The following is a 19,345-nucleotide window of genomic DNA, read 5'->3' on the forward strand; positions in this document are numbered from 1 at the left end:
GGAGAGTTCGCCGGGATCCTTCGAGTACGAGTACTCCGCCCAGCTCGGTCCGTCCGCCAGCTGGTTCCGGCTGCAGGCGGTGCGCGTCCAGGAATCGCGGCGGATCGTGGTGACGCACACCGATGTCACCGAGCGGGTGCGGGGCGAGCAGGCCCTCGCCTGGCGGGCGGGTCACGACGAGCTGACCGGCCTGCCCAACAGGGCGACCCTGCTGGACATGATCGCCGACGCCCTGGCGCTGGGTTCCCCGGACGCCCCGGGCACCGCGCTGCTCGTCCTGGACCTCGACGGGTTCAAGACCGTCAACGACTCGCTCGGTCACCAGCTCGGCGATCGGCTGCTGCGCGAGGTGGGCGGCCGGCTGGCGGATCAGGTGCGACCCGGCGACGCCGTGGGCCGGCTCGGCGCGGACCAGTTCGTCGTCCTCGCCCGGGAGTGCGACCAGGCGGAGGCCGCGGCCCTGGCCTTCCGACTGCAGACCACGTTCACGGCGCCCTTCACGGCGTCGGGCATCTCGGTGCCGTTGTCGGCGAGCATCGGCGTGGCGGTGTCCCGCTCCGACGTGCGCGACCCGCACCAGCTGCTCAGCGACGCCGACGCCGCGATGTTCGCGGCGAAGAGCTCCGGACGCGACCGGGTCCACCTGTTCTCCCCGGGTCTCCGCGAGGCGGCCCGCTGGCGGTTGGAGGTCGCCACCCGACTGCGCGGGGACGCGATCGACCAGCTCGTCGTCCACTACCAGCCGGTCGTCCGGCTGGACACCGGCGAGGTGGACGGCGTGGAGGCGCTGGTCCGCTGGCAGCACCCCGAACGCGGCCTGCTCCCGCCCGACTCCTTCCTGTCCGTCGCCGAGGAGACCGGTCAGGTCATCCCGATCACCCGCTGGCTCCTCCGGGAGACGACCCGCAAGGCGGCCGAGTGGGCGGCGCAGGGGCTTCCGCTGCGCATGTCGGTCAACGTGAGCGCCCGGCACTTCTCCGCCGAGACGCTGGTCAGGGACGTCCGGGTGGCCCTGCGGGACTCGGGCTGCCACCGGACCAGCTGGTCCTGGAGCTGACCGAGACCAGCATCGCCGAGGACCCGACCCGCGCCGAGGACCAGCTCACCGTGCTGCGGAGCTTCGGGGTGCGGGTGGCGATCGACGACTTCGGGACCGGCTGGTCGTCCCTCGCCCAGCTGTTCTCCCTGCCGATCGGCACGCTCAAGATCGACCGGTCCCTGCTGAACGCGGCCGAGCGGGCCGTGGCGGGTGAGACCGGAGCGGTCCTCGCGGCCATCGTGGAGCTGACCCGCACCCTCGGCATCAAGTCGGTCGCGGAGGGCGTCGAGACGCCCGAGCACCTGCGGATGGTGCGGGAGGCAGGCTGCGACCTCGCCCAGGGCTGGCTGCTGGGTCAAGCCATGCCGGCCGAGGAGATCCCCGCTTCGTGCGGTCCGTCCAGGCGGCCGGCGGAGACCTGTGCGCACTCGCGGTCGCGGGATCCGCGGTCCCGCAGATCGGGTGATCGGCCGCCGCGCCAACCGCCGGGCGACCGCTCCGGGCGGACCACCTCGGCCGCCGGAGGTGCCGCCCGAGGTGCCCGCCGCCGTCCCGGCGCGCACGGGTGGGCGGTCGGCGCGGCAGACTGCACGCGTGCCCGACAGTCTCGACGCCGAACTCGCGACCCTGACCGACGAGGAGCCCCTGTCCGACGGGCCCGCGACACGGCCCGCCGCAGCGGTGGCCGAGGAACGTCCGCAGCCGGCTCTGGACCTCTTGATCTGGGACGCCCCCAACATCGACATGACGCTGTCGACGGTGATCGGCGCCCGGCCGACCGCGGCCTCGCGGCCCCGCTTCGACGCCATCGCGGCCTGGTTCGTCGAAGGCGCCGGCGACGCGACCGCGCCGGGCGCTGCCGACGTCGAGGCCTGCGTGTTCGCCAACATCCCGCCGCAGCCGGGGACGCTGCAGCGCTGGGTGGAAGCACTGCGCGGCTTCGGGTACTCGGTCTTCGCACGGCCGAAGTCGCAGCCCGACGACGACATCGACCAGGACATGCTCGACCACATCGCGGTGCGGGCGCACAGCCACCGGCTGCGGCGGCTGGTCGTGTTCTCCGGCGACGGCCGGAACTTCGCCGAGCCCCTGGAGCGGCTGGTCCGCGAGGGCACCCAGGTGGTCGTGGTCGCCTTCAGCGAGGTCGCCGGCTACGCCATCAGTTCCGAGCTCCTGGAGTTCATCGACATCGAGGACGTCCCGGGGGCCTTCGTCGAGCCGCTGGACCGGGTCCGTCTCGATGCTCTGCCGCCGGACGGCGCCTGGCTGCGGCCGACGCGGAGCCTCCGGGACTTCGTCAGCAGCTTCACCGCCCGCCGGGACCGCTGACCGGGGGCACCCCCGACGGGCAGGTCCGCCCGCGCCCCCGCTGGGACCACTCAGGACCACGATCTCGTCGTCCTGCCCTAGCGGCGTCCCTCGCGCAGGGTCTCCACTGCCCTGGTGATCCTCCGCTGCCGGGTCTCGGGCGTCTTCGCGTCCTCGATCGCCATGACGTGGCGCCGGCGGTTGCTGTAGGACAGCTGCTCGAACGCCTCCCGGGCGGCCTCCTCGCGGGCGAGGGCGGCCGCCAGGTCCTCGGGGACGGTCACCTCGCGCGGCTCGGTGTCCAGTTCGACGCCGACCTCGACGTCCTCGCCTGCGGCGACGCCGGCGGCGGCACGGTTCTCCGCGCTCAACGGCAGCAGGTACCGGCCACCCATGACGGCGACGGTGCTGCGGTAGCTGTGCCCGCTCAGGGTCACCACGACCGGCGGCTTCTTCCCGGCGCCGAGGGCGTCCACCACCTCCGTCGGGACCTCCAGGCCGGTGGCGGTCTTCCCGCCCAGTTCCACTGTCGTCCGGAATCGCACGGGACGGCAGTCTGCCCGGCGGCCGCGGCGCAGGCCACCTCCACCTGCGTGGCGTGCAGGGTTTCGCCAGGCGCGGCACCGTGAGGTGGGATGGTTGCGTCCTGCGGCGCGTCGATGCCGGGCGGCGTGGTAGCCGCGGAACACGCGGGCTACCGTCCCCCGCGGTGTGGCGAGCGGGCGAACCGGCCCGGCGCCCCTGCAGTACCGATCGGAGAGGACCCATGACGAGCGTTCCTGGGATTGACCACCCGGAAGAGCAGACGGAGGCCGAGATCACGCTCTCCGGCCGAGGAGTGTCGGTCAGCTCGCGGGTCGAGGTCGTCCAGAACGAGTTCATCTCGGTGCGCCCCTCGGTCGGCGAGTTCGTCGAGCAGGTGGTCGTCACGGTCGGCGACGTCGTCGAGGTCTTCTGGAAGACGGAGGACGCGCAGCGCGCCCTGCCCGCGGAGATCACCGACGTGGAGACCGGGGCCGTCGTCCGATGGCGGATGCGCGCCACCGGACCGGCCGAGATCAGCCAGCGTCGCAAGGCCGTCCGCGGGCGGGTGAACGTGCCGGTCGTGGCCGGCTACGGGGCGCTCGAGCTCACCGGCACGTCGATCGACCTGAGCGAGGCCGGGCTGCGGGCGGAGTTCGAAGGACTCGGTGCCCCGCCGGAGGCCGGTGCCAAGCTCGACCTGACCATCACCCTCGAGGACGGCGTCACGAAGACCAAGGCGGAGGTCGTCCGCACCCAGGCCCGCGGCGCCCGGTGGGTCATGTCGATCCGGTTCCTCGACATCCAGGAGCGGGACCAGGACCGGGTCCGCAAACGGGTCTTCCAGGCGCTCCGCGAGGAGCGGGCCAGGAAGGCCGACGACTCGCCGCCCGGTCTGCGGGGTAGCCGGGCCCCGTGCGGGGCAGATCCTCTCCGTGACCGCCCCTCCGCTCCGGCTGCCCGACGCCCTGGCCGCGCTGCGGGACCAGTTGGCCGCGGCGCCCTCGGGCTCGCCACACCGGCCCACGACGCCGCCGCGCGTGCCTCCCGAGCCGTGCGCGACCAGATCGACGACTACCTGCTCCCCCGGCTCGGTGACCTCGACGCGCCGTTGCTGACCGTCGTCGGCGGCTCCACCGGTGCCGGGAAGTCCACGCTGGTCAACAGCCTGATCGGCGCTCCGGTGACCACCGCCGGAGTGCTCCGGCCCACCACGCGGGCGCCGGTCCTGGTCTGCGCGCGGGCCGACGTGGCCGCGTTCGACGGCGACCGCGTCCTGCCCGGACTGGCGCGCGTGACCGGCGGCGCCGGTGGGCCGGGCACCGTGCAGCTCGTCGTCCGCGACGACGTCCCCGCTGGGCTGGCGCTGCTCGACGCCCCGGACGTCGACTCGGTGGTGGAGTCCAATCGAGAGCTGGCCGGTCAGCTCCTCGCGGCGGCCGACCTCTGGGTCTTCGTCACCACCGCGGCCCGCTACGCCGACGCGGTGCCCTGGGACCTGCTGCGGACGGCGCAGGAGCGCGGCACCGCGCTCGCCGTCGTCCTCGACCGGGTACCGCCCGAGGCGGCGGCCGAGGTGGCCGCCGACCTGGCCGGGATGCTGCAGCGGGCCGGCCTGACCGGCGCCCGCCTCTTCGTGGTGGAGGAGCGCCCGCTGGTGGACGGCCGGGTCCCGGAGGACCAGGTGGCGCCGCTGCGCGCCTGGTTGCACGAGCTCGCCGCCGACCAGGAGGCCCGCGCCGCCGTCGTCCGCCAGACCCTGACCGGCGCGCTCGACAGCCTCGTGCAGCGGGTCGACGGCATCGCCGCCGCTGTCGACGAGCAGGTGGCGGCCGGCGAGGCGCTCCGCGCCGCCGCGGCGGCCGCCTACACCGCTGCCTACGACGGTATCGACGAGGGCGTGCGCAGCGGCACGCTGCTGCGCGGCGAGGTGCTCGCCCGGTGGCAGGAGTTCGTGGGCACCGGGGAGTGGATGCGCGCCCTCCAGGGGCAGGTCAGCCGGCTGCGCGACCGGGTGGTCAGCGGCCTCACCGGGCGTCCCACCCCGGCCGACGGATTGCAGGAGGCTCTGGAGAGCAGTGTCGAGCGGCTGCTCCGCGCGGAGGCCGATCGCGCGGCGGAGCGGACCGTGTCCACCTGGCGTGGACTGCCGGCCGGCGCGCAGCTCCTGGGCGACGACGAGCGGGAGCTCGAGCAGGTGTCGCCGGACTTCCCGGAGGCCGCGGCCGCACAGGTCCGGGACTGGCAGGGCACGGTGCTGGACCTCGTCCGCGACGAGGGCGGGGACAAGCGGACCCGGGCGCGACTCCTGTCGTGGGGCATCAACGGGGCGGGTGGGATCGTCATGATCGCCGTCTTCGCGCAGACCGGCGGCTTGCTGGGCGGCGAGGTCGCGGTGGCCGGCGGGACGACGGTCGTCGGCCAGCGCGTGCTCGAGGCGGTGTTCGGCGATGCCGCCGTCCGGTCGCTGGCGAACCGGGCGCGGGAGGACCTGCAGCGCCGGGTGGACGGCCTGCTGCGCTACGAGCAGGCCCGCTTCGACGACCGGGTGGCCGAGGCCGCGCCCGCACCGGGAACCGCCGCAGCCCTCCGGGCGACCGTGGCGGAGCTCGCCGCCGCCCGCCGGAGCGCCTCGTGAGCGAGCGTGCGAGCTCACGCATGGGCACAGCAGCCCCGCGAACGCGGCCGACGAGCGCCAGCGAGGAGGGCTCGTGAGCGAGCTTGCGAGCTCACGCATGGGCACAGCAGCCCCGCGAACGCGGCCGACGAGCGCCAGCGAGGAGGGCTCGTGAGTCGTCGGGAACTGCCGCTAACCGACCGGCTGGCGGCGCTGCGCGAGGCGGTCGAGGTGGCCGACGGCCGGCTCGAGGTCCCCGAGGTGGCCCAGGCGCGGGCGCTGCTGGCCAAGGCCGGGGCCCGCGCGGCGCTCGGCGACGCGACGGTGGTGGCGCTCGCCGGGGCGACGGGCAGCGGCAAGTCGACCCTGTTCAACGCGCTGTCGGGCGGCGAGGTCAGCACACCCGGGGTCCGGCGGCCCACCACCGGCGTCGCGCACGCCACGACCTGGGGCGAGGACGGGCGGGTCGGGGAGGCCGATCGCCTGCTCGACTGGCTCGAGGTCCCCCGCCGGCACCGGCACGCGCCCGAGCCGTCGCTCGACGGCCTGGTCCTGCTCGACCTGCCCGACCACGACAGCGTCCGGCTCGAGCACCGGCTGGAGGTCGACCGCCTCGTCGGGCTGGTCGACGTCCTCGTGTGGGTCCTGGACCCGGAGAAGTACGCCGACGCCGCCGTCCACGACCGCTACCTGGCCCCGCTGGCCGGGCACGCGGGAGTGCTGCTGGTCGTCCTCAACCAGATCGACCGGCTGGACGCCGCCGCGGCGAGTGAGTGCCTGGCCGACCTGCGCTCCCTGCTCGACCGTGAGGGCTCGGCACCGTCCCTGTGCTGGCCGCCTCCGGCCGGACGGGGGCGGGGTGGCCGAGCTCCGCGGGGAGCTGGCCTCCCGGGTGGCCGCGCGCCGGGCGGCCACCGACCGGCTGGCGGCCGACGTGCGCGGCGTGGCTGCCGCCCTCGGTGCGCATGCCGGGAGCGACTCCGCGGCGCTGGGGCGCCGGGAACGCGCGGACCTGGTCGGCGATCTCGGCGATGCGCTCGCCGACGCCGCGGGCGTCCCCGCGGTGACCACCGCGGTCGAGCGCTCCACGGTGCGTGCCGGTGTCGCGCGGACCGGCTGGCCGCTCGTGCGCTGGGTCCGGAAGCTGCGCCCGGATCCGCTCGACCGGCTGCACCTGGGCGACGAACGGGCCCGGACGTCCCTGGCCCCGGCCGGTCCCGTGGAGTTGGCCGGTGTGGCGACGGCGGTCCGGCGGGCCCGGGACGTCGTGGGGAGGGGCTGCCGCAGGCATGGCGGGACGACCTCCGACGGACGGTGGAGGTGTCCGAGGCCGACCTGGCCGACCGGCTGGACCGAGCGGTGGGCGGCACCGACCTCGGACCCGACCGGGTGCCGCTGTGGCAGCGCGCGGTGGGCGGCCTGCAGTGGGTGCTCGCGCTCGTGGCCCTCGCGGGCGTGCTCTGGTTGCTGGCGCTGGTGGTCCTCGGGTTCGTCCAGCTCGACGACGTGGTGCCGCTGCCGCGGGTCGAGGGCTGCCCCTGCCGACGCTGCTCGCGGGCGGGGGTTGCTGGCCGGACTCCTGCTGGCACTGCTGTCCCGGCCGGTGGTGCGGCTGCGGGCGCGGCGCCGCGCCCGGGCCGCCGAGCGCAGGCTGCGGACCGCGATCGACGCCGTGGCGGAGGAGGAACTGATGGCGCCGATGACGGCGGTCCGCGAGGACGCGGCCCGCTTCCGGGCGGCGGTCGAGACCGCCCGCCGGCCTTAGTCCCGGCGGATCTCGGGGAGCGCGGCTCGGGCAGCTGGCTGCGCCGGCGCTCGAGCGCCTCCTCGCGGCCCGAGGGCAGGCGGGCCCACACGTGCTTGCGGCCGGGCCGCTTCTCCCAGCCGAACGCCGTGGACAGCTGCGCGACCAGGTGCAGGCCCATCCCACCCAGCGCCGGGTCACGGTCGACGGCGGGAACGGGAGGGCTGTCCGGCGCCTCGTCGCTGAGGTCCAGCAGCCAGCCACCGGGACCGGCCACCACGAGGGCACGCACGTCGCCCCCGCCGTGGCGGAGGGCGTTGGAGGCGAGCTCCTCGAAGACGAGCAGCAGCCCGTCCCGCGCGTCCTCGGTGGAGGCGGAGGAGACCGACGGGTGCGCGATGCGGGCCCGGAGGTCGCTGCGGACGCGGGAGACGACGTGCATCGCCTCGAGCTGCCAGTGCCAGACGTCGCCCGGGACCGACGGCACCGGAGCGCAGGGCCAGGAGGCCGGCGCGGCGTCATGGGTCGGCTCGTCGGCCATGTCCCCGGCCATCGCCTCCCCTCGCGTCACGGGCCCAGGACGCACCTGGGCCTTGCCTGGCCGGGTCCATCCTGACCGATGGTGATCCAGCGCGCACCGGGGGCGGAGATCGACCTCCTACCAGGCACACTGTGGCCCGTGGAGACGATGCTGCGCGAGCTGAGCCGGGTGGTGCTCGCGAACCGGACTCTCGACGAGGTCCTCGCCGACGTGACCCGCATCGCCGCGACGGGCATCCCGGGGGCGGAGGCCACCTCGATCACGTTGCTGCGCAACGACAAGGGCTTCACGGCCGCCTACAACGGCGAGATGGCCCTCGCGGCCGACGAGCTCCAGTACGAGAAGGGCTACGGACCGTGCATGGACGCCGGTCGCGGTGGCGTCCTGCTGCGCATCGACGACATGCGGACCGAGACCCGCTGGCCCGACTACGTCGCGAACGTGCAGGCCTCGACGGGTGTGCTCAGCTCGCTGTCCGTGCCGCTCCCGTACCAGGGCAGCTCCATCGGCGCGCTGAACAACTACTCGACGAAGCCGGCCGCGTTCGCGACCCCGGAGAGTCTCGCGGCGGGGCTGGAGGTCGCCGAGGTCGTGGCCGTGGTGGTCGCCAACGCCGACGCGCACTGGCAACTGGGTGAGCAGGCCCGCAACATGCGCATCGCGATGGATTCCCGTGCGGTCATCGAGCAGGCCAAGGGTGTGCTGATGGCCCAGCGGCACGTGGACGCCGAGCAGGCGTTCGAGATCCTCCGCGAGGCCTCTCAGCGTTACAACCGCAAGCTGCGCGACATCGCCCAGGGCATCGTCGACGGCACCCAGCAGCGCTAGCGGCCGTCCAGCGCGGCCAGCCGGGACACGAGGAACTCCACCGCGGCGGCGCTGTCCACCCGTTCGGCGACGTCGACCGCGGTGGGCGCCGCCGACACCGTGCGCCGGTCGACCAGCGTCTGCCCCCGGCCGAACCCGAGCCCGGTGTCGACGACCACGTCGCGGCGCACCGTGCCCAGGGTGCCCGGGTGGATCGCCTCGGTGACGGCGAGGGCGTCGTGCACCACCACGCCGGTCGTCCCGTAGGCGGTCCGTGCGTGGTCGAGGTACTGCCGCAGGATCGCGGCGGCCTGCGCGCCGATCGGGCCGGCGGCGGCGAACCGGGCGATGCCGTCCTCGTCGAGCACCGTGGGCAGGGTGACGTCGAGGCCGACCAGCACGGTGGGCAGGGTGGACGTGAGGACGGCCTGGGCGGCCTCGGCGTCGGCCCACACGTTGAACTCGGCGGCCGAGGTCACGTTGCCACCGCGCGCAGCGGAGCCGCCCATGATCACCAGCCGGCCGATCCGTGCGGCGGCATCCGGGAAGACGCGCAGCAGCAGCGCGAGGTTGGTCAGCGGCCCGACGGCGGCGACGGTGACCGGTCCCGGCGAGGACGTCAGCAGCTCTGCCAGCGCGACGACGGCGGGCCGCGGGTCGACCGACGCCGGGGAGGGGGCAGCTCCACCCCGCCCAGGCCGGCCGATCCGTGCACGTGGCCGGCCCGCTCGGGCTGCGGGTGCACCAGGGACCCGGCCGCCCCGGCGGCCACCGGGACGTCCGAGCGGCCGGCCAGATGCAGGACGCGCAGCGCGTTCTCGGTGGTCTGCGCCAGCTCGACGTTGCCGTGCACCGTGGTCACCAGTCGCAGGTCGACCTCCGGGCTGGCCAGGGCCAGCAGGATCGCGAGGGCGTCGTCGATGCCGGGATCGGTGTCGATCACCAAGGGGATGGGCACCGTGGGATCCTGCCAGCGCCGCAGCCGACCGCGAGCAGGATGCCCGCGAACAGCCAGGACCGGCCCTCCTGCTGCCAGAGCCGCAGTCCGCACGATGCGATGGCCAGCACCGGGGGATCACCGGGGCACGGAAGTGGTCGGCTTCCACCCGGTCGCGGCGGAGCACGAGGACCGCGGTGTTGGTGCTGAGGAACACCAGGAGCAGCCCCGACGACTCGGCCAGCTCGGCCGGTTCGCCGACGACCGACACGGCCAGGCCCACCAGCACGTAGCCGGCCCCGGCGACCGGCAGCGCGCCGACAGCGCCCGGGGTGGACCCGGCGCACGTCGCGCACCGCCTCGGCCATGTTCGCCGACGTCTCGGAGCCGACGAAGGAGTAGTCGGCCAGCAGCGCGGCGGCGAGGACGCCGGAGGCGACGGAGACACCGGCCGGGCAATCAGAGGACGCCACTACGGGGATGCCTCCGACACGCGGGCGCGGCGCTCGTCCCCCGGAGTGACCGGCTCCCCGGTCGCGCAATTCCACGCTCAGAAAGCGCCTCTTGTCGACAAGTTCCTGCCGCGAGAAAAGGGTCATCGACCGGTACGGAAATGCTGCGCAACGGTTAGGTCACGCGCACTCGAGCGGGTGTCGGGAATGGCGGGGAAACGGCTCGGTGGTCCCTAGGTTTCTCCTTGTCCGCAGCACCTTCCCCTGGCTGCGGACACGACGTGGAGGAGGCGACATGAGCAGCGAGAGCGCAACCGCGGCCCGCATGCCCGCCGGCTCCTCATCCGCCCGGCCGCAGCGTCACGGGCAGGGGCACGGTCGGCCACACGGTCAGGCACACGGCCTCGCCGGCCTGATCGACGTCCTCGACCGCGCCGAGGCGGCCGGACCGGTCCGCCGCCCCCAGGTGCGCCGGGCATCGGCACACCGGTCCTCCGGTGCGCGCGCGGGTGCGGTGCGCACCGTGCCGCTGCGCTCCGTGCAGCCGGCGCCGATGGCCCGCCGCCCGCTGCCCCGGGTGCTCGTGCTGCCCGAGCCCGAGCGGATGCCGGTCACCCGGCTGTCCGACGTGTTCCGGCGCGCCGCGATGTGGGGGCCGGTCCCCGCGGCGAACACCTCGCGTGGCGGGTGGCCGCGCACGCTGCGGCACCGGCCGCCCGCCGCCCCGGGCGGCTGCGCGCCCTCGTCCGCCGCGCGGCCCTCTGGGGCGCCGGTCCCGCGGGCGAGCACCTCGCCTGGGGCGGGCCCGCCCGGCCGACGCGGCAGAACGTCGATCCCCCGTGGTGCTGCGCGAGATGCCCAGCACCCCCTGATCCAGCCCGCGGCGCCTTCCCCGCTGCGGCGCTGCTTCCCCGCGATCCGGCGTCGTCGGCCGGCCCGCGAGGAACTCCGCCGGTCCCCGCGGAGCAGTGGCCGTCCCCGGCGTAAGACCGTGCGGACCGCCTGAACGCTCCCGGGCCACCGGCTGGCCGTCCCACTCACGCGGATCACCGGCGTCGACCGGCCTGACCCGCGCGCGGGGAGACCCGGTTTCCTGCCCGGTCAGGGGTTCGCCCCTGCCGGCGCGGCGTTCCCGGTCCCCGGGCTCCGCCTGGAGCTCGTTCCCGTAAGGACCGGGTGCCCGCATCCGCAGCAGTACGCGACCACGGCAGCCAGCCGCTGGACGCCGTCCTCCGCTCCACCCCGAGCACGCCGGCACCGACCGCCCCCTTCCCCGGGTGGTCGGGACGGCCGCCCTCGGTCCCCGAGCACGACCGACTCAGCAGGCCGACCCCGGCCGCTGCCTGGCTCGCCTCCGACGGTGCACCTCCGGCCGCCGACCGACTTCTCCGCACGACGGTTCTCGCCTCGACCCACCGCCGACTGCCTCCGAGCAGCGCGCGGACCCTCCAGGGAGGCGCAGACGTGTGCGGGTCGCCGGCCCCGGCCGACCGCTGCACTCCGGTGGCCGATCGACTTCTCCGCACGACGGTTCTCGCCTCGACCCACCGCCGACTGCCTCCGAGCAGCGCGCGGACCCTCCAGGGAGGCGCAGACGTGTGCGGCGTCGCCGGCCGGCTCCCCGGTTCCGTCGCCGAGACGACTTCCCCAGCTCCCCCGGTACCCGACGGGCTCTCGCCCGCGGGTCTCTGACCGGAACGGAACTGGGCCAGGAGCGCCTGGACCCAGGCCTGGAGCGGACGGCTCGCGAGGATCGATCCGCGGCCCGGCAGCTCCCGGTGCGCGATGCTGGACGACGTCGCCTGGCCCGTGACCTCGCGCCGGTGGACGCACCACGGTCCGCCGCCCCCGCCGACGGGCGGGTGCCTCCCGGAAGCCCCCGGAGGCGCCCGCCCCGGCCAGGACTTCCGACCCCCGCCGCCGACCGGCGATCCACCGCCCGGGATGCTGGCACCCGACGCCGGGACGGACACCGGGTCCGTGTGTGCCCGGCCGGCCTGTGTGGAAGGAACCTGACGTGAGCGCCCCCGAGCCGGACCCAGGCTCCCAGGGGCGCGGTCCGCCGCGGTACGGCGGTTGGAGCCCACGGCCCTGGGCTCCCGGGCCCTCCAGCGTCTGACCGGCCTGGCCGCCCGCCTGCTGGACGCCGACGCGGCGACCGTGACCCTGGTCGGCGACGTCGAGACGGTGATGAGCGGGGAGGGCCTGCCCGCGGGCGCTCTGGGCCGCCAGGTCCCCCTGGTCGAGTCCCTCGGCGCGACCGTGCTGGAGCTCGGCCCGGACCCGTTGGTGGTGCCCGACACCCGGCGCGAACCCACCCTCGGTGGGCTGCCGGCGTTGGCCGACGGCCGGGTCGGGGCGCTCGTCGGAGTGCCGCTGGTGGTCTTCGACGGTTCACCGGTGGGCGCGCTGACCGTGTTCAGCCGCCTGCCCCGGACCTGGACCCCGAGCGAGACCGCGCTCCTGCGTCAGTTGGCCGACTCGGTCGCCTCCGAGCTCGAGCTCTCCGCCCTCGGCCGGGAGTTCGAGGCGCACCGGCTGCGGTTCGAACTGGCCATCGACGCCGCCGAGATCGGCAGCTTCGACTGGGACCTGGTCACCGGTCGGCTGGTCTGGGACGACCGCCTGGTGGAGATCTTCGGCTACGACCGGGCGACGTTCGAGGAGTCGATCGACTCGTTCCGGGCCCGCTGCCATCCCGACGACGTCGGCCGGACGATGGATGCGCTCCAGTCGGCCATCGAGACGGTCGGGCAGTACCAGGCCGAGTTCCGGGTCATCCTGCCGTCAGGGGAGACGCGCTGGGTCCAGGCCCGGGGCGAGCGCTCGCCGATGACCACGGAGTGGCCGTGCGGCTGCTCGGCGCGGGCTATGACACCACCAGCCAGCGGCACGGGGACGCTCGTGTGTCTCGGGTCCTCGAGGCGATGAACGCGGCCTTCTTCGCCGTCGACCGCGAGTGGCGCTTCTCCTACGTGAACGCGGAGGCCGAACGGGTCCTGGACCGGTCGCGCGACGAGCTGCTCGGCCGGTCGCTCTGGGACGCCTTCCCGGGTACAGAGGACAGTGCCTTCGGGGAGAGCTACCGGGCAGCAGCGGAGACCCGCGAGGAAAGGATCTTCGAGTCCTTCTACCCGCCGTTCCAGGCCTGGTACGAGGTACGGGCCTGGCCGGGGCCGGACGGTCTGTCGGTCTACTTCCTCGACGTCACCGAACGCCGGCGTGCCGAGGACCGGGCCCGGCTGAGCGCAGCCCGGCTGTCGTTGGTCGCGGACGTCACCGCGGCGATGTCGGCGACGCTCACCGGCAGGGACGGCGAGCAGGCCGCACTGGCGCGCCTCGCCCGGGCGGTGGTCCCGGTCCTCGGCGACTGGGCCATCGTCAGCCTCGTCGACGAGGACGGCCGCATGCGCGACGTGGGCAGCTGGCACGTCGACCCGGACCTGCGCCCGGTCGTCATCCGGTACGCCGACCTGCGGCTGGCCGCCCTGTCACCGAGCGCGCCGATCATGCGCGCGCTGGCCTCCGGGCAGCTGGTGCGGGTGCCGGACGTGGAGGAGGCGGTCGGCCGGACGCTGCCGGCCGGTGAGGTGCGGGACACGTTCTCCCGGCTGGCGCCGCGGTCGGCGGTCACGCTGCCGATGGCCGCCCGGGGCCGGACGCTGGGCGCGTTGAGCATCTACCGCTCGGCCGACCGCGAGCAGGCCGACGACGACGACGTCGCGACCGCCCGGGACGTCGCCGAGCGGGTGGCGCTGGCTCTCGACAATGCCCGGCTGTACCAGCAGCAACGCCGCCTCGCCGAGGGACTCCAGCGCAGTCTCCTCACCGCGCCGCCGCAGCCCGACCACGCCGAGATCGTGGTGCGGTACCTGCCGGCGGTGCAGGCCGCCGAGGTCGGCGGGGACTGGTACGACGCGTTCCTGCAGCCGTCCGGTGCCACCGTCCTGGTCATCGGCGACGTCGTCGGGCACGACACGGAGGCGGCGGCCGCGATGGGCCAGCTCCGCGGGATGCTGCGCGGCATCGCCTACCGGGACGGGCCGGGGCCGGCCGCCGTCCTGAGCGAGCTGGACGCTGCAATCCAGGGCCTCGGGATGGGGACGATGGCCACCGCGGCCATCGCCCGTGTGGCGCAGACACCCGAGGAGCACGCTGCCGGGCTCACCCGGCTGCGCTGGTCCAACGCCGGGCACCCCCGCCGCTGCTGCTGCACGAGGACGGCCGGATCGAGGACCTGTCCCAGCGGCGGGCGCAGTTGATGCTCGGTGTCGACCCGACGGCCGTCCGCACCGATGCGGTGGTGACCGTCCGGCGTGGTGCCACCCTGCTGCTCTACACCGACGGGCTCGTCGAGGGCCGGGACCTCCCGCTCGACGAGGGCATGGCCCGGCTGCGGTCGGCGTTGGTCGAGCTGGCCGACCGCCCGCTGGCCGTGCTGTGCGACGAGGTCATCGAGCGGCTGCGCCCCGAGGGGCTGCAGGACGACGTGGCGCTGGTGGCCATCCGGCTGCACCGCGAGGACCGCCCCCGGCCCGAGGAAGCGGGGCCCCGACGGGCGCCCGACCTGATCCGGCCGCGGCCGGGGTCGGCCGGCTGACGGTCAGGCGCGGGGCAGCAGCGCCCACACGTACTTGGCGCCGTCGCTGACGTACCAGCCGTGCGCGGTGGACATCTCGGCGATCAGGTAGAGGCCGAGCCCGCCCTCGCTGGGGTCGCGCCCCACGGCCGGGGACGGCGGCGCCTCGGCCGCGCCGTCGGAGACCTCGATCAGGTAGGCATCGGGGGTCAGCCGCACTGCGGCCCGCACGCCGCCGCCGCCGTGGCGCAGGGCGTTGGACGCCATCTCGTCGAGCGCCAGGACGAGCTGGTCACGGAGGTCCGCCGCGGTGTCCGGGTCCGCGGAGGGGCGGACCATCGGGTGCACCAGGGTGTGCCGGCGCAACTGGGCCCGCACGCGCGGCAGTTCGGCGATCTCGTCGAGGTCCCAGGACAGCGCCGCGTCCGCGGGGGCGGGGATGCCGACGGCCAGACCGGCCCGGCCGCCTGCCCTGTCACGCGCTGGTCCCCTTGCGTTCGTGCGGCCCTGGTGGTCGAGGCCAACGACTGCGTATGCACGGTCGCCGGTCCCGCCAAACCTTTTGCGACATCTGTCACCTCTTGGGGGTGGGGGCGTCGTGCTCGGCGGCCATGCCCGCGAGGGCGCTGACGGTCCGCCAGTTCCTCGCGGTGCCGGGCACGCCCACGAGGACGTCCCACCGCCAGGAGGCGAGCGGGGTCTCCTGGATGCCGTCGGGCAGCCAGAGGTAGAGCTCCCGTCCCCGCACGAGGTAGTCGCCGCCACCCTCGGCCGGCGGCAGCGCGTCCACGCGATCGGGGCGGGCCTCTCGGCCAGGAACGTGACCAGGTAGCGGGCCGGATCCGTCGCGACCGTCGCGAAGGGGTCGCCGGCCACGACGGCCGCCAGTTCCGCCCCGGTGCGGACGACGACCGGGACAGCGAACCCGAACTCCGTCTCGATCACCTCCGCCAGGTCCGCCGCCAGCTCCGGCTCCGGCAGGGCACTGTCGAGGACGACGTTGCCGCTGCGCAGGTGGGTGCGGACGCCGGTGTACCCCGGGACGTGAGCAGCTCACGTAGCCGCGGCATGCCGACCTGCCGTGCTCGGCCCAGGTTGATGGCGCGCAGCAGCGCCACGTAGCGGGTGGAGCGGCTCACGGGCGCACCGTAGCGCCCATGGCAGGTCAGCCGACGAAGATCGGCGACCAGGCCCCGGTGAGCACGCTCAGGGTGACCGCGAGAGCGCAGACCACCACCGCACCGGTGACGAACCCGGCGTCGCGGGGATGCAGGCGTGATCCCCGTGCATTGGTCCGTGGAACCCCCGAGTCGAAGCCGCGGGCGTCCATCGCCGTCGCCAGGCGGGAACCGCGGCGGACCGCTCCGACGAGGAGCGTGAAGGCGATGCCCCCGAGCAGGCGGGCCTGGGCGACGGGATTGCGTCCCGCCTCGACCCCGCGGGTCCGCCGCGCGAGCCGGACCGACTCGAACTCCGCGACCAGCAGCGGGGCCAGCCGGAGAGCAGCGAGGGCACCGAAGGCGAAGCGGGTGGACACGCGCCAGTGGATCGTGAGTGCGTCGGCCAGCCGGACCGGATCGGTGGAGGCCACGAGGAGGACGCCGGGAAGCGCGAGCCCGACGACGCGCAGCCCGAGCCCCACCCCGGTGACGAGGGTCGCCTCGTTCGAGAGCAGCACGTTGACCAGGCCCACGGACGTGGCGCCGATGACGAGCGGCCAAGTGCGCCGCCACAGGTCCCGGGGTCGGTGAGCCCGGCGGCGGGCAGCAGGCACAGCTCGGCGGCCACCACGACCGCCGGCGTGACGACGTCCAGGCTGGTGAGCAGCACGAGCGTGACGACGACCATCGCGCTGAGCTGGGCGACCGGGTTGATCCGGCCCAGCCGCGCGTCCGGCACCGGCCCCAGCGACAGGGACGCGGTCATGCCGGCCCCAGGGCCAGCCGGTCGTCGGCGAGGACGGCCACCAGGTCCACGTCGTGCGTCACGACGGCGACCGCGCAGCCGGCCGCCCGCTGCTCGGCGAGCAGCGTCACGAGCTCCCGCCAGGTGGCGGCGTCCTGGCCGAACGTCGGCTCGTCGAGCACCAGCACCCGCGGCGCGGTGGCCAGCGCGGTGGCCACCGAGAGCCGGCGCTGCTGGCCACCGGAGAGGGTGTACGGGTTGGCGTCGGCGAACGCGGTGAGGCCCAGCCGCTCGAGCAGCTCCTCGGCGGTGGCGCGGGCCGCGGCGGCCTGCCCGCCGGAGCGGAGCGGGCCCAGCGCCAGCTCGTCGTGGAGCCGCCCGGTGAGGAACTGCTGCTCGGGGTGCTGGAACACCGTGCCGATCCGGCTCACCAGCTCACCCGCGCGCCATCGGTGCGGCTCGTCGGAGGTGCTGCGCACGGCGCCGGTCAGCTCGGTCGACGCCGTCAGCCGGCCGGTGGTCGGCGCCCGGAGGCCGGCCAGCAGCAGCGCGAGCGTGGACTTGCCCGCTCCGTTGGGGCCGGTCACCGCCAGCGCCCGGCCCGCCCGGAGCGCCGTCGTCGTCGGCGGGAGGGCCGGGAGGGGCTGCCCCGGTAGGTGAAGCCGACCGCCCGCGCGGACAGCAGGGGCGAGCCGTCCGGCGCGGCCGGAGGGGTAGGCGCAGACCGGCCGTGCGGGGAACCGGACGCCAGCCGGCCGGGTGCTCCACGAGTCCGCCCGGGACGACCTCGACCACCCGGTCCACCAGGGTGAGCCACGGCAACGCGTCGTGGTCGACGACGACGACGGTGGCGGCGCGGTCGGCGGTCGCGCGGGCGACCGCCGACCGGACCAGGGCCGCGCCGTCGGGGTCGAGCTGGGCGGTCGGCTCGTCCAGCAGCAGCAGTCCGGGCCGGCGGGCCAGGGCGCCGGCCAGCACCAGCCGCTGCTTCTCCCCGCCGGAGAGGGCCTGGGTGGGCCGGTCGCGGCCGTAGGGGAAGCCGACCGCGTGCAGGGCCGCGTCGACGCGGGGCCAGATCTCCTCCGGCGGGAGGCCGGCGTTCTCGAGCCCGAAGGCGACGTCGTCGCCGGCCCGGGTCATGACGAGTTGGCTGTCGGGGTCCTGGGCCAGCAGGCCCAGCCGCCCCCTCGCGGCCCGCGGCGGGGCGCCGTCCACCGTCAGCTCACCGGCCACCTCCGTGCCCTCGGCGTCGAGGATGCCGGCGAGCGCCGCCAGCAGCGTCGACTTCCCCGCACCGGAGGCGCCGGTGAGCAGGATCCGTTCCCCGGGCTCGACGACGAGGTCGACACCGGTCAGCGCCCAGGCCCGCCGCGACGGGTGGCGGACGCCCAGACCCCGCGCGACGAGGCGCACGGGGCCGGCCGCGGCCGGGATGGGCGGATGGCTCGACCGGGACCCCGACGTGGTGGTCACCGGGCGCTCAGGCGCGGGTGCGGCCCGAGGCGAAGGAGCCCAGTGCCCCGGTCCGGGCCATCGCGCGGACCAGCTGCAGTCCCAGGACGCCGGCCAGCAGCACGCTGGAGAGCACTGTGGCCAGGGTGTACGGGAGGGTGAACGCCCAGAACGGGTACTCGCCCGACACCGGGTAGTACAGGCTGAGGTCGAGGATCGACGTCGACAGGCCGGCGGTGACCGCGGCGAGGATCGCCGTCCCCAGCCGAAGCTGCGGTAGCGGGTGAGCAGGAAGCCCAGCTCGGCGCCGGCGCCCTGCACCAGGCCGTAGACCACGATGATCCCGCCGTACGGCGAGCCGAGCAGGAGGCTGACCGCGGCGGCGAGGGTCGAGGCGAAGATCGATGCGCCCGGGCGGCGCACCATCAGCCCGGCGACCACGCCGGGCATCAGGAAGACCCCGTTGAGCAGGCCCTTGATCGGTGGGAAGAAGTCGAGCGGGGTGGAGGCCACCTCGGCGACGAGGTTCCAGCCCCAGAAGACGACACCGAAGGCGACGCCGAGGACGGCGGTGACGACGATGTCGACGGTGCGCCAGCGGACGGGCTTGTCGTACCCGGCATCGGCGGACGACGGACGGACGGCCTGATCGGCCATGACTTTTCCTCCAGACTCCCTGCGCCGGCATGACCCGGATCAGGTTCGAGGGTCTGCGGTTGCCCGCACTCTCAGCGCCGTGGCGCTCCCCTGCTGCGTGTGTTCGGTTGTGCAGTCGACCCTAGACCCGATCCTGAGGACGGGGGCGAGAGGGGTCGAGGAAATACTTGAACGTTCATGCACGTTGGAGGACAGTGACTGCGCCACCCCTCCCGAGGAGATCCGCCATGCCCGTCCAGCGCCTCAACCACGCCGTCCTCTACGTCCGCGACGTCGAGCGCAGCCACGCCTTCTACCGCGACGTGCTCGGCTTCCGGGCGAAGACCGAGATCCCCGGGGCAGCGGTCTTCCTCCAGGCCGAGGGCTCGACCAACGACCACGACCTCGGCCTGTTCCAGATCGGCGCCGGCGCGGGCGCCTCCGAGGCCGGCCGCCGCACGGTCGGCCTCTACCACCTGGCCTGGGAGGTGGACACGCTCGCCGAGCTCGCGCGGATCCGCGACGCGCTCCTGCGGGCCGGCGCACTGGTCGGCGCCTCCGACCACGCCACCACGAAGGCGCTCTACGCCCAGGACCCCGACGGCATCGAGTTCGAGGTCTCCTGGCTGCTTCCGGCCGACCTGATCACCCCGGAGGTCACCGACGGGTCGGCCATGACCGCTCCGCTGGACCTCGAGCGCGAGATCGAGCGCTACGGCGCGCACACCCGCGGCGGGGTGGGGGTCTCCGTGCCGGCCTGACCCCGCGACAATGATCAGGTTCCCTGATCGTTCCGGGTCCTCCCG

At 75.0% G+C, this 19,345-nt stretch carries 14 protein-coding genes, 5 pseudogenes and 1 riboswitch; of the genes and pseudogenes, 9 read left to right on the forward strand and 10 right to left on the reverse strand.

From position 1 onward, the window contains the following. Positions 1–136 precede the first annotated feature (136 nt). Together U6N30_RS30480 and U6N30_RS30485 are read left to right on the forward strand one after the other, a co-directional pair. Positions 137–1,338 (forward strand): annotated as a pseudogene (locus U6N30_RS30480) (putative bifunctional diguanylate cyclase/phosphodiesterase); the annotation flags it as partial. Positions 1,339–1,633: 295 nt separating this feature from the next. Beyond that, positions 1,634–2,368, forward strand: coding sequence for an NYN domain-containing protein (locus tag U6N30_RS30485; RefSeq protein ID WP_324275221.1), 735 nt, complete (start codon positions 1,634–1,636; stop codon positions 2,366–2,368). A gap of 77 nt (positions 2,369–2,445) precedes the next feature. Here the strand turns inward: U6N30_RS30485 and U6N30_RS30490 are convergent, their stop codons facing one another. Further along, entirely contained in the window at positions 2,446–2,874 is a 429-nt protein-coding gene (locus tag U6N30_RS30490) for a YdeI/OmpD-associated family protein (RefSeq protein WP_324275222.1), read from the reverse strand. A gap of 239 nt (positions 2,875–3,113) precedes the next feature. Here U6N30_RS30490 and U6N30_RS30495 point away from each other — a divergent pair, with 239 nt between their 5' ends. After that, positions 3,114–5,507, forward strand: a complete 2,394-nt coding sequence (locus U6N30_RS30495) for a PilZ domain-containing protein (protein WP_324275223.1) — start codon at positions 3,114–3,116, stop codon at positions 5,505–5,507. A gap of 306 nt (positions 5,508–5,813) precedes the next feature. Next, positions 5,814–6,095 (forward strand): annotated as a pseudogene (locus U6N30_RS35880) (P-loop NTPase family protein); the annotation flags it as partial. A 77-nt stretch (positions 6,096–6,172) separates the two neighbouring features. Here the strand turns inward: U6N30_RS35880 and U6N30_RS30500 are convergent. Beyond that, on the reverse strand, positions 6,173–7,783 hold the full coding sequence (locus U6N30_RS30500) for an ATP-binding protein (RefSeq protein ID WP_324278547.1): 1,611 nt from the start codon (positions 7,781–7,783) through the stop codon (positions 6,173–6,175). Positions 7,784–7,918: 135 nt separating this feature from the next. Between U6N30_RS30500 and U6N30_RS30505 the strand changes: the two genes are divergently transcribed. After that, the gene (locus U6N30_RS30505) at positions 7,919–8,599 is read left to right on the forward strand and encodes a GAF and ANTAR domain-containing protein (protein ID WP_324275224.1); all 681 of its coding nucleotides are present in this window, start codon (positions 7,919–7,921) and stop codon (positions 8,597–8,599) included. Here the strand turns inward: U6N30_RS30505 and U6N30_RS30510 are convergent. Together U6N30_RS30510 and U6N30_RS30515 are read right to left on the reverse strand one after the other, a co-directional pair. Then, a complete protein-coding gene (locus U6N30_RS30510) occupies positions 8,596–9,285 on the reverse strand; it encodes a nucleoside hydrolase (protein WP_324278548.1) in 690 nt (229 codons plus the stop codon). The genes U6N30_RS30505 and U6N30_RS30510 overlap by 4 nt on opposite strands. Next, positions 9,198–9,536 (reverse strand): nucleoside hydrolase, encoded by a 339-nt coding sequence (locus U6N30_RS30515; protein ID WP_324278549.1) that lies wholly within the window; start codon positions 9,534–9,536, stop codon positions 9,198–9,200. The genes U6N30_RS30510 and U6N30_RS30515 overlap by 88 nt, the downstream gene beginning before the upstream one ends. A 726-nt stretch (positions 9,537–10,262) precedes the next feature. Here U6N30_RS30515 and U6N30_RS30520 point away from each other — a divergent pair. The 3 genes and pseudogenes from U6N30_RS30520 to U6N30_RS30530 all read left to right on the forward strand — a co-directional run bounded on the left by U6N30_RS30520 (position 10,263) and on the right by U6N30_RS30530 (position 14,567). Further along, entirely contained in the window at positions 10,263–10,973 is a 711-nt protein-coding gene (locus U6N30_RS30520; RefSeq protein WP_324275225.1) for a hypothetical protein, read from the forward strand. Between the two features lie 1,070 nt (positions 10,974–12,043). Further along, positions 12,044–12,898, forward strand: coding sequence for a PAS domain-containing protein (locus U6N30_RS30525; protein WP_324275226.1), 855 nt, complete (start codon positions 12,044–12,046; stop codon positions 12,896–12,898). Beyond that, positions 12,895–14,567 (forward strand): annotated as a pseudogene (locus tag U6N30_RS30530) (SpoIIE family protein phosphatase). Before U6N30_RS30525 ends, U6N30_RS30530 begins: the two are co-directional and overlap by 4 nt. Before the next feature lie 3 nt (positions 14,568–14,570). Here the strand turns inward: U6N30_RS30530 and U6N30_RS30535 are convergent. The 6 genes and pseudogenes from U6N30_RS30535 to U6N30_RS30560 all read right to left on the reverse strand — a co-directional run. Then, positions 14,571–14,924 (reverse strand): ATP-binding protein, encoded by a 354-nt coding sequence (locus tag U6N30_RS30535; protein WP_324275227.1) that lies wholly within the window; start codon positions 14,922–14,924, stop codon positions 14,571–14,573. A 196-nt stretch (positions 14,925–15,120) separates the two neighbouring features. Further along, positions 15,121–15,336, reverse strand: coding sequence for a hypothetical protein (locus tag U6N30_RS30540; protein ID WP_324275228.1), 216 nt, complete (start codon positions 15,334–15,336; stop codon positions 15,121–15,123). A gap of 38 nt (positions 15,337–15,374) precedes the next feature. Then, positions 15,375–15,616 (reverse strand): annotated as a pseudogene (locus U6N30_RS34955) (DUF1697 domain-containing protein); the annotation flags it as partial. A 95-nt stretch (positions 15,617–15,711) separates the two neighbouring features. Further along, complete coding sequence (locus tag U6N30_RS30550; RefSeq protein WP_324275230.1) at positions 15,712–16,239, reverse strand: energy-coupling factor transporter transmembrane component T family protein; 528 nt, start codon at positions 16,237–16,239, stop codon at positions 15,712–15,714. 229 nt (positions 16,240–16,468) lie between these two features. Continuing rightward, on the reverse strand, positions 16,469–17,038 hold the full coding sequence (locus tag U6N30_RS30555; RefSeq protein ID WP_324275231.1) for an ABC transporter ATP-binding protein: 570 nt from the start codon (positions 17,036–17,038) through the stop codon (positions 16,469–16,471). Between the two features lie 391 nt (positions 17,039–17,429). After that, positions 17,430–18,560, reverse strand: a pseudogene (locus U6N30_RS30560) (ECF transporter S component); the annotation flags it as partial. Continuing rightward, positions 18,559–18,662, reverse strand: a riboswitch (TPP riboswitch). Its footprint overlaps the pseudogene before it by 2 nt. A gap of 125 nt (positions 18,663–18,787) precedes the next feature. Between U6N30_RS30560 and U6N30_RS30565 the strand changes: the two are divergent. Further along, positions 18,788–19,300 (forward strand): VOC family protein, encoded by a 513-nt coding sequence (locus U6N30_RS30565; protein ID WP_324275232.1) that lies wholly within the window; start codon positions 18,788–18,790, stop codon positions 19,298–19,300. Positions 19,301–19,345 lie beyond the last annotated feature (45 nt).

It is taken from the genome of Blastococcus brunescens, from assembly GCF_035320885.1.
Lineage (GTDB): Bacteria > Actinomycetota > Actinomycetes > Mycobacteriales > Geodermatophilaceae > Blastococcus_B > Blastococcus_B brunescens.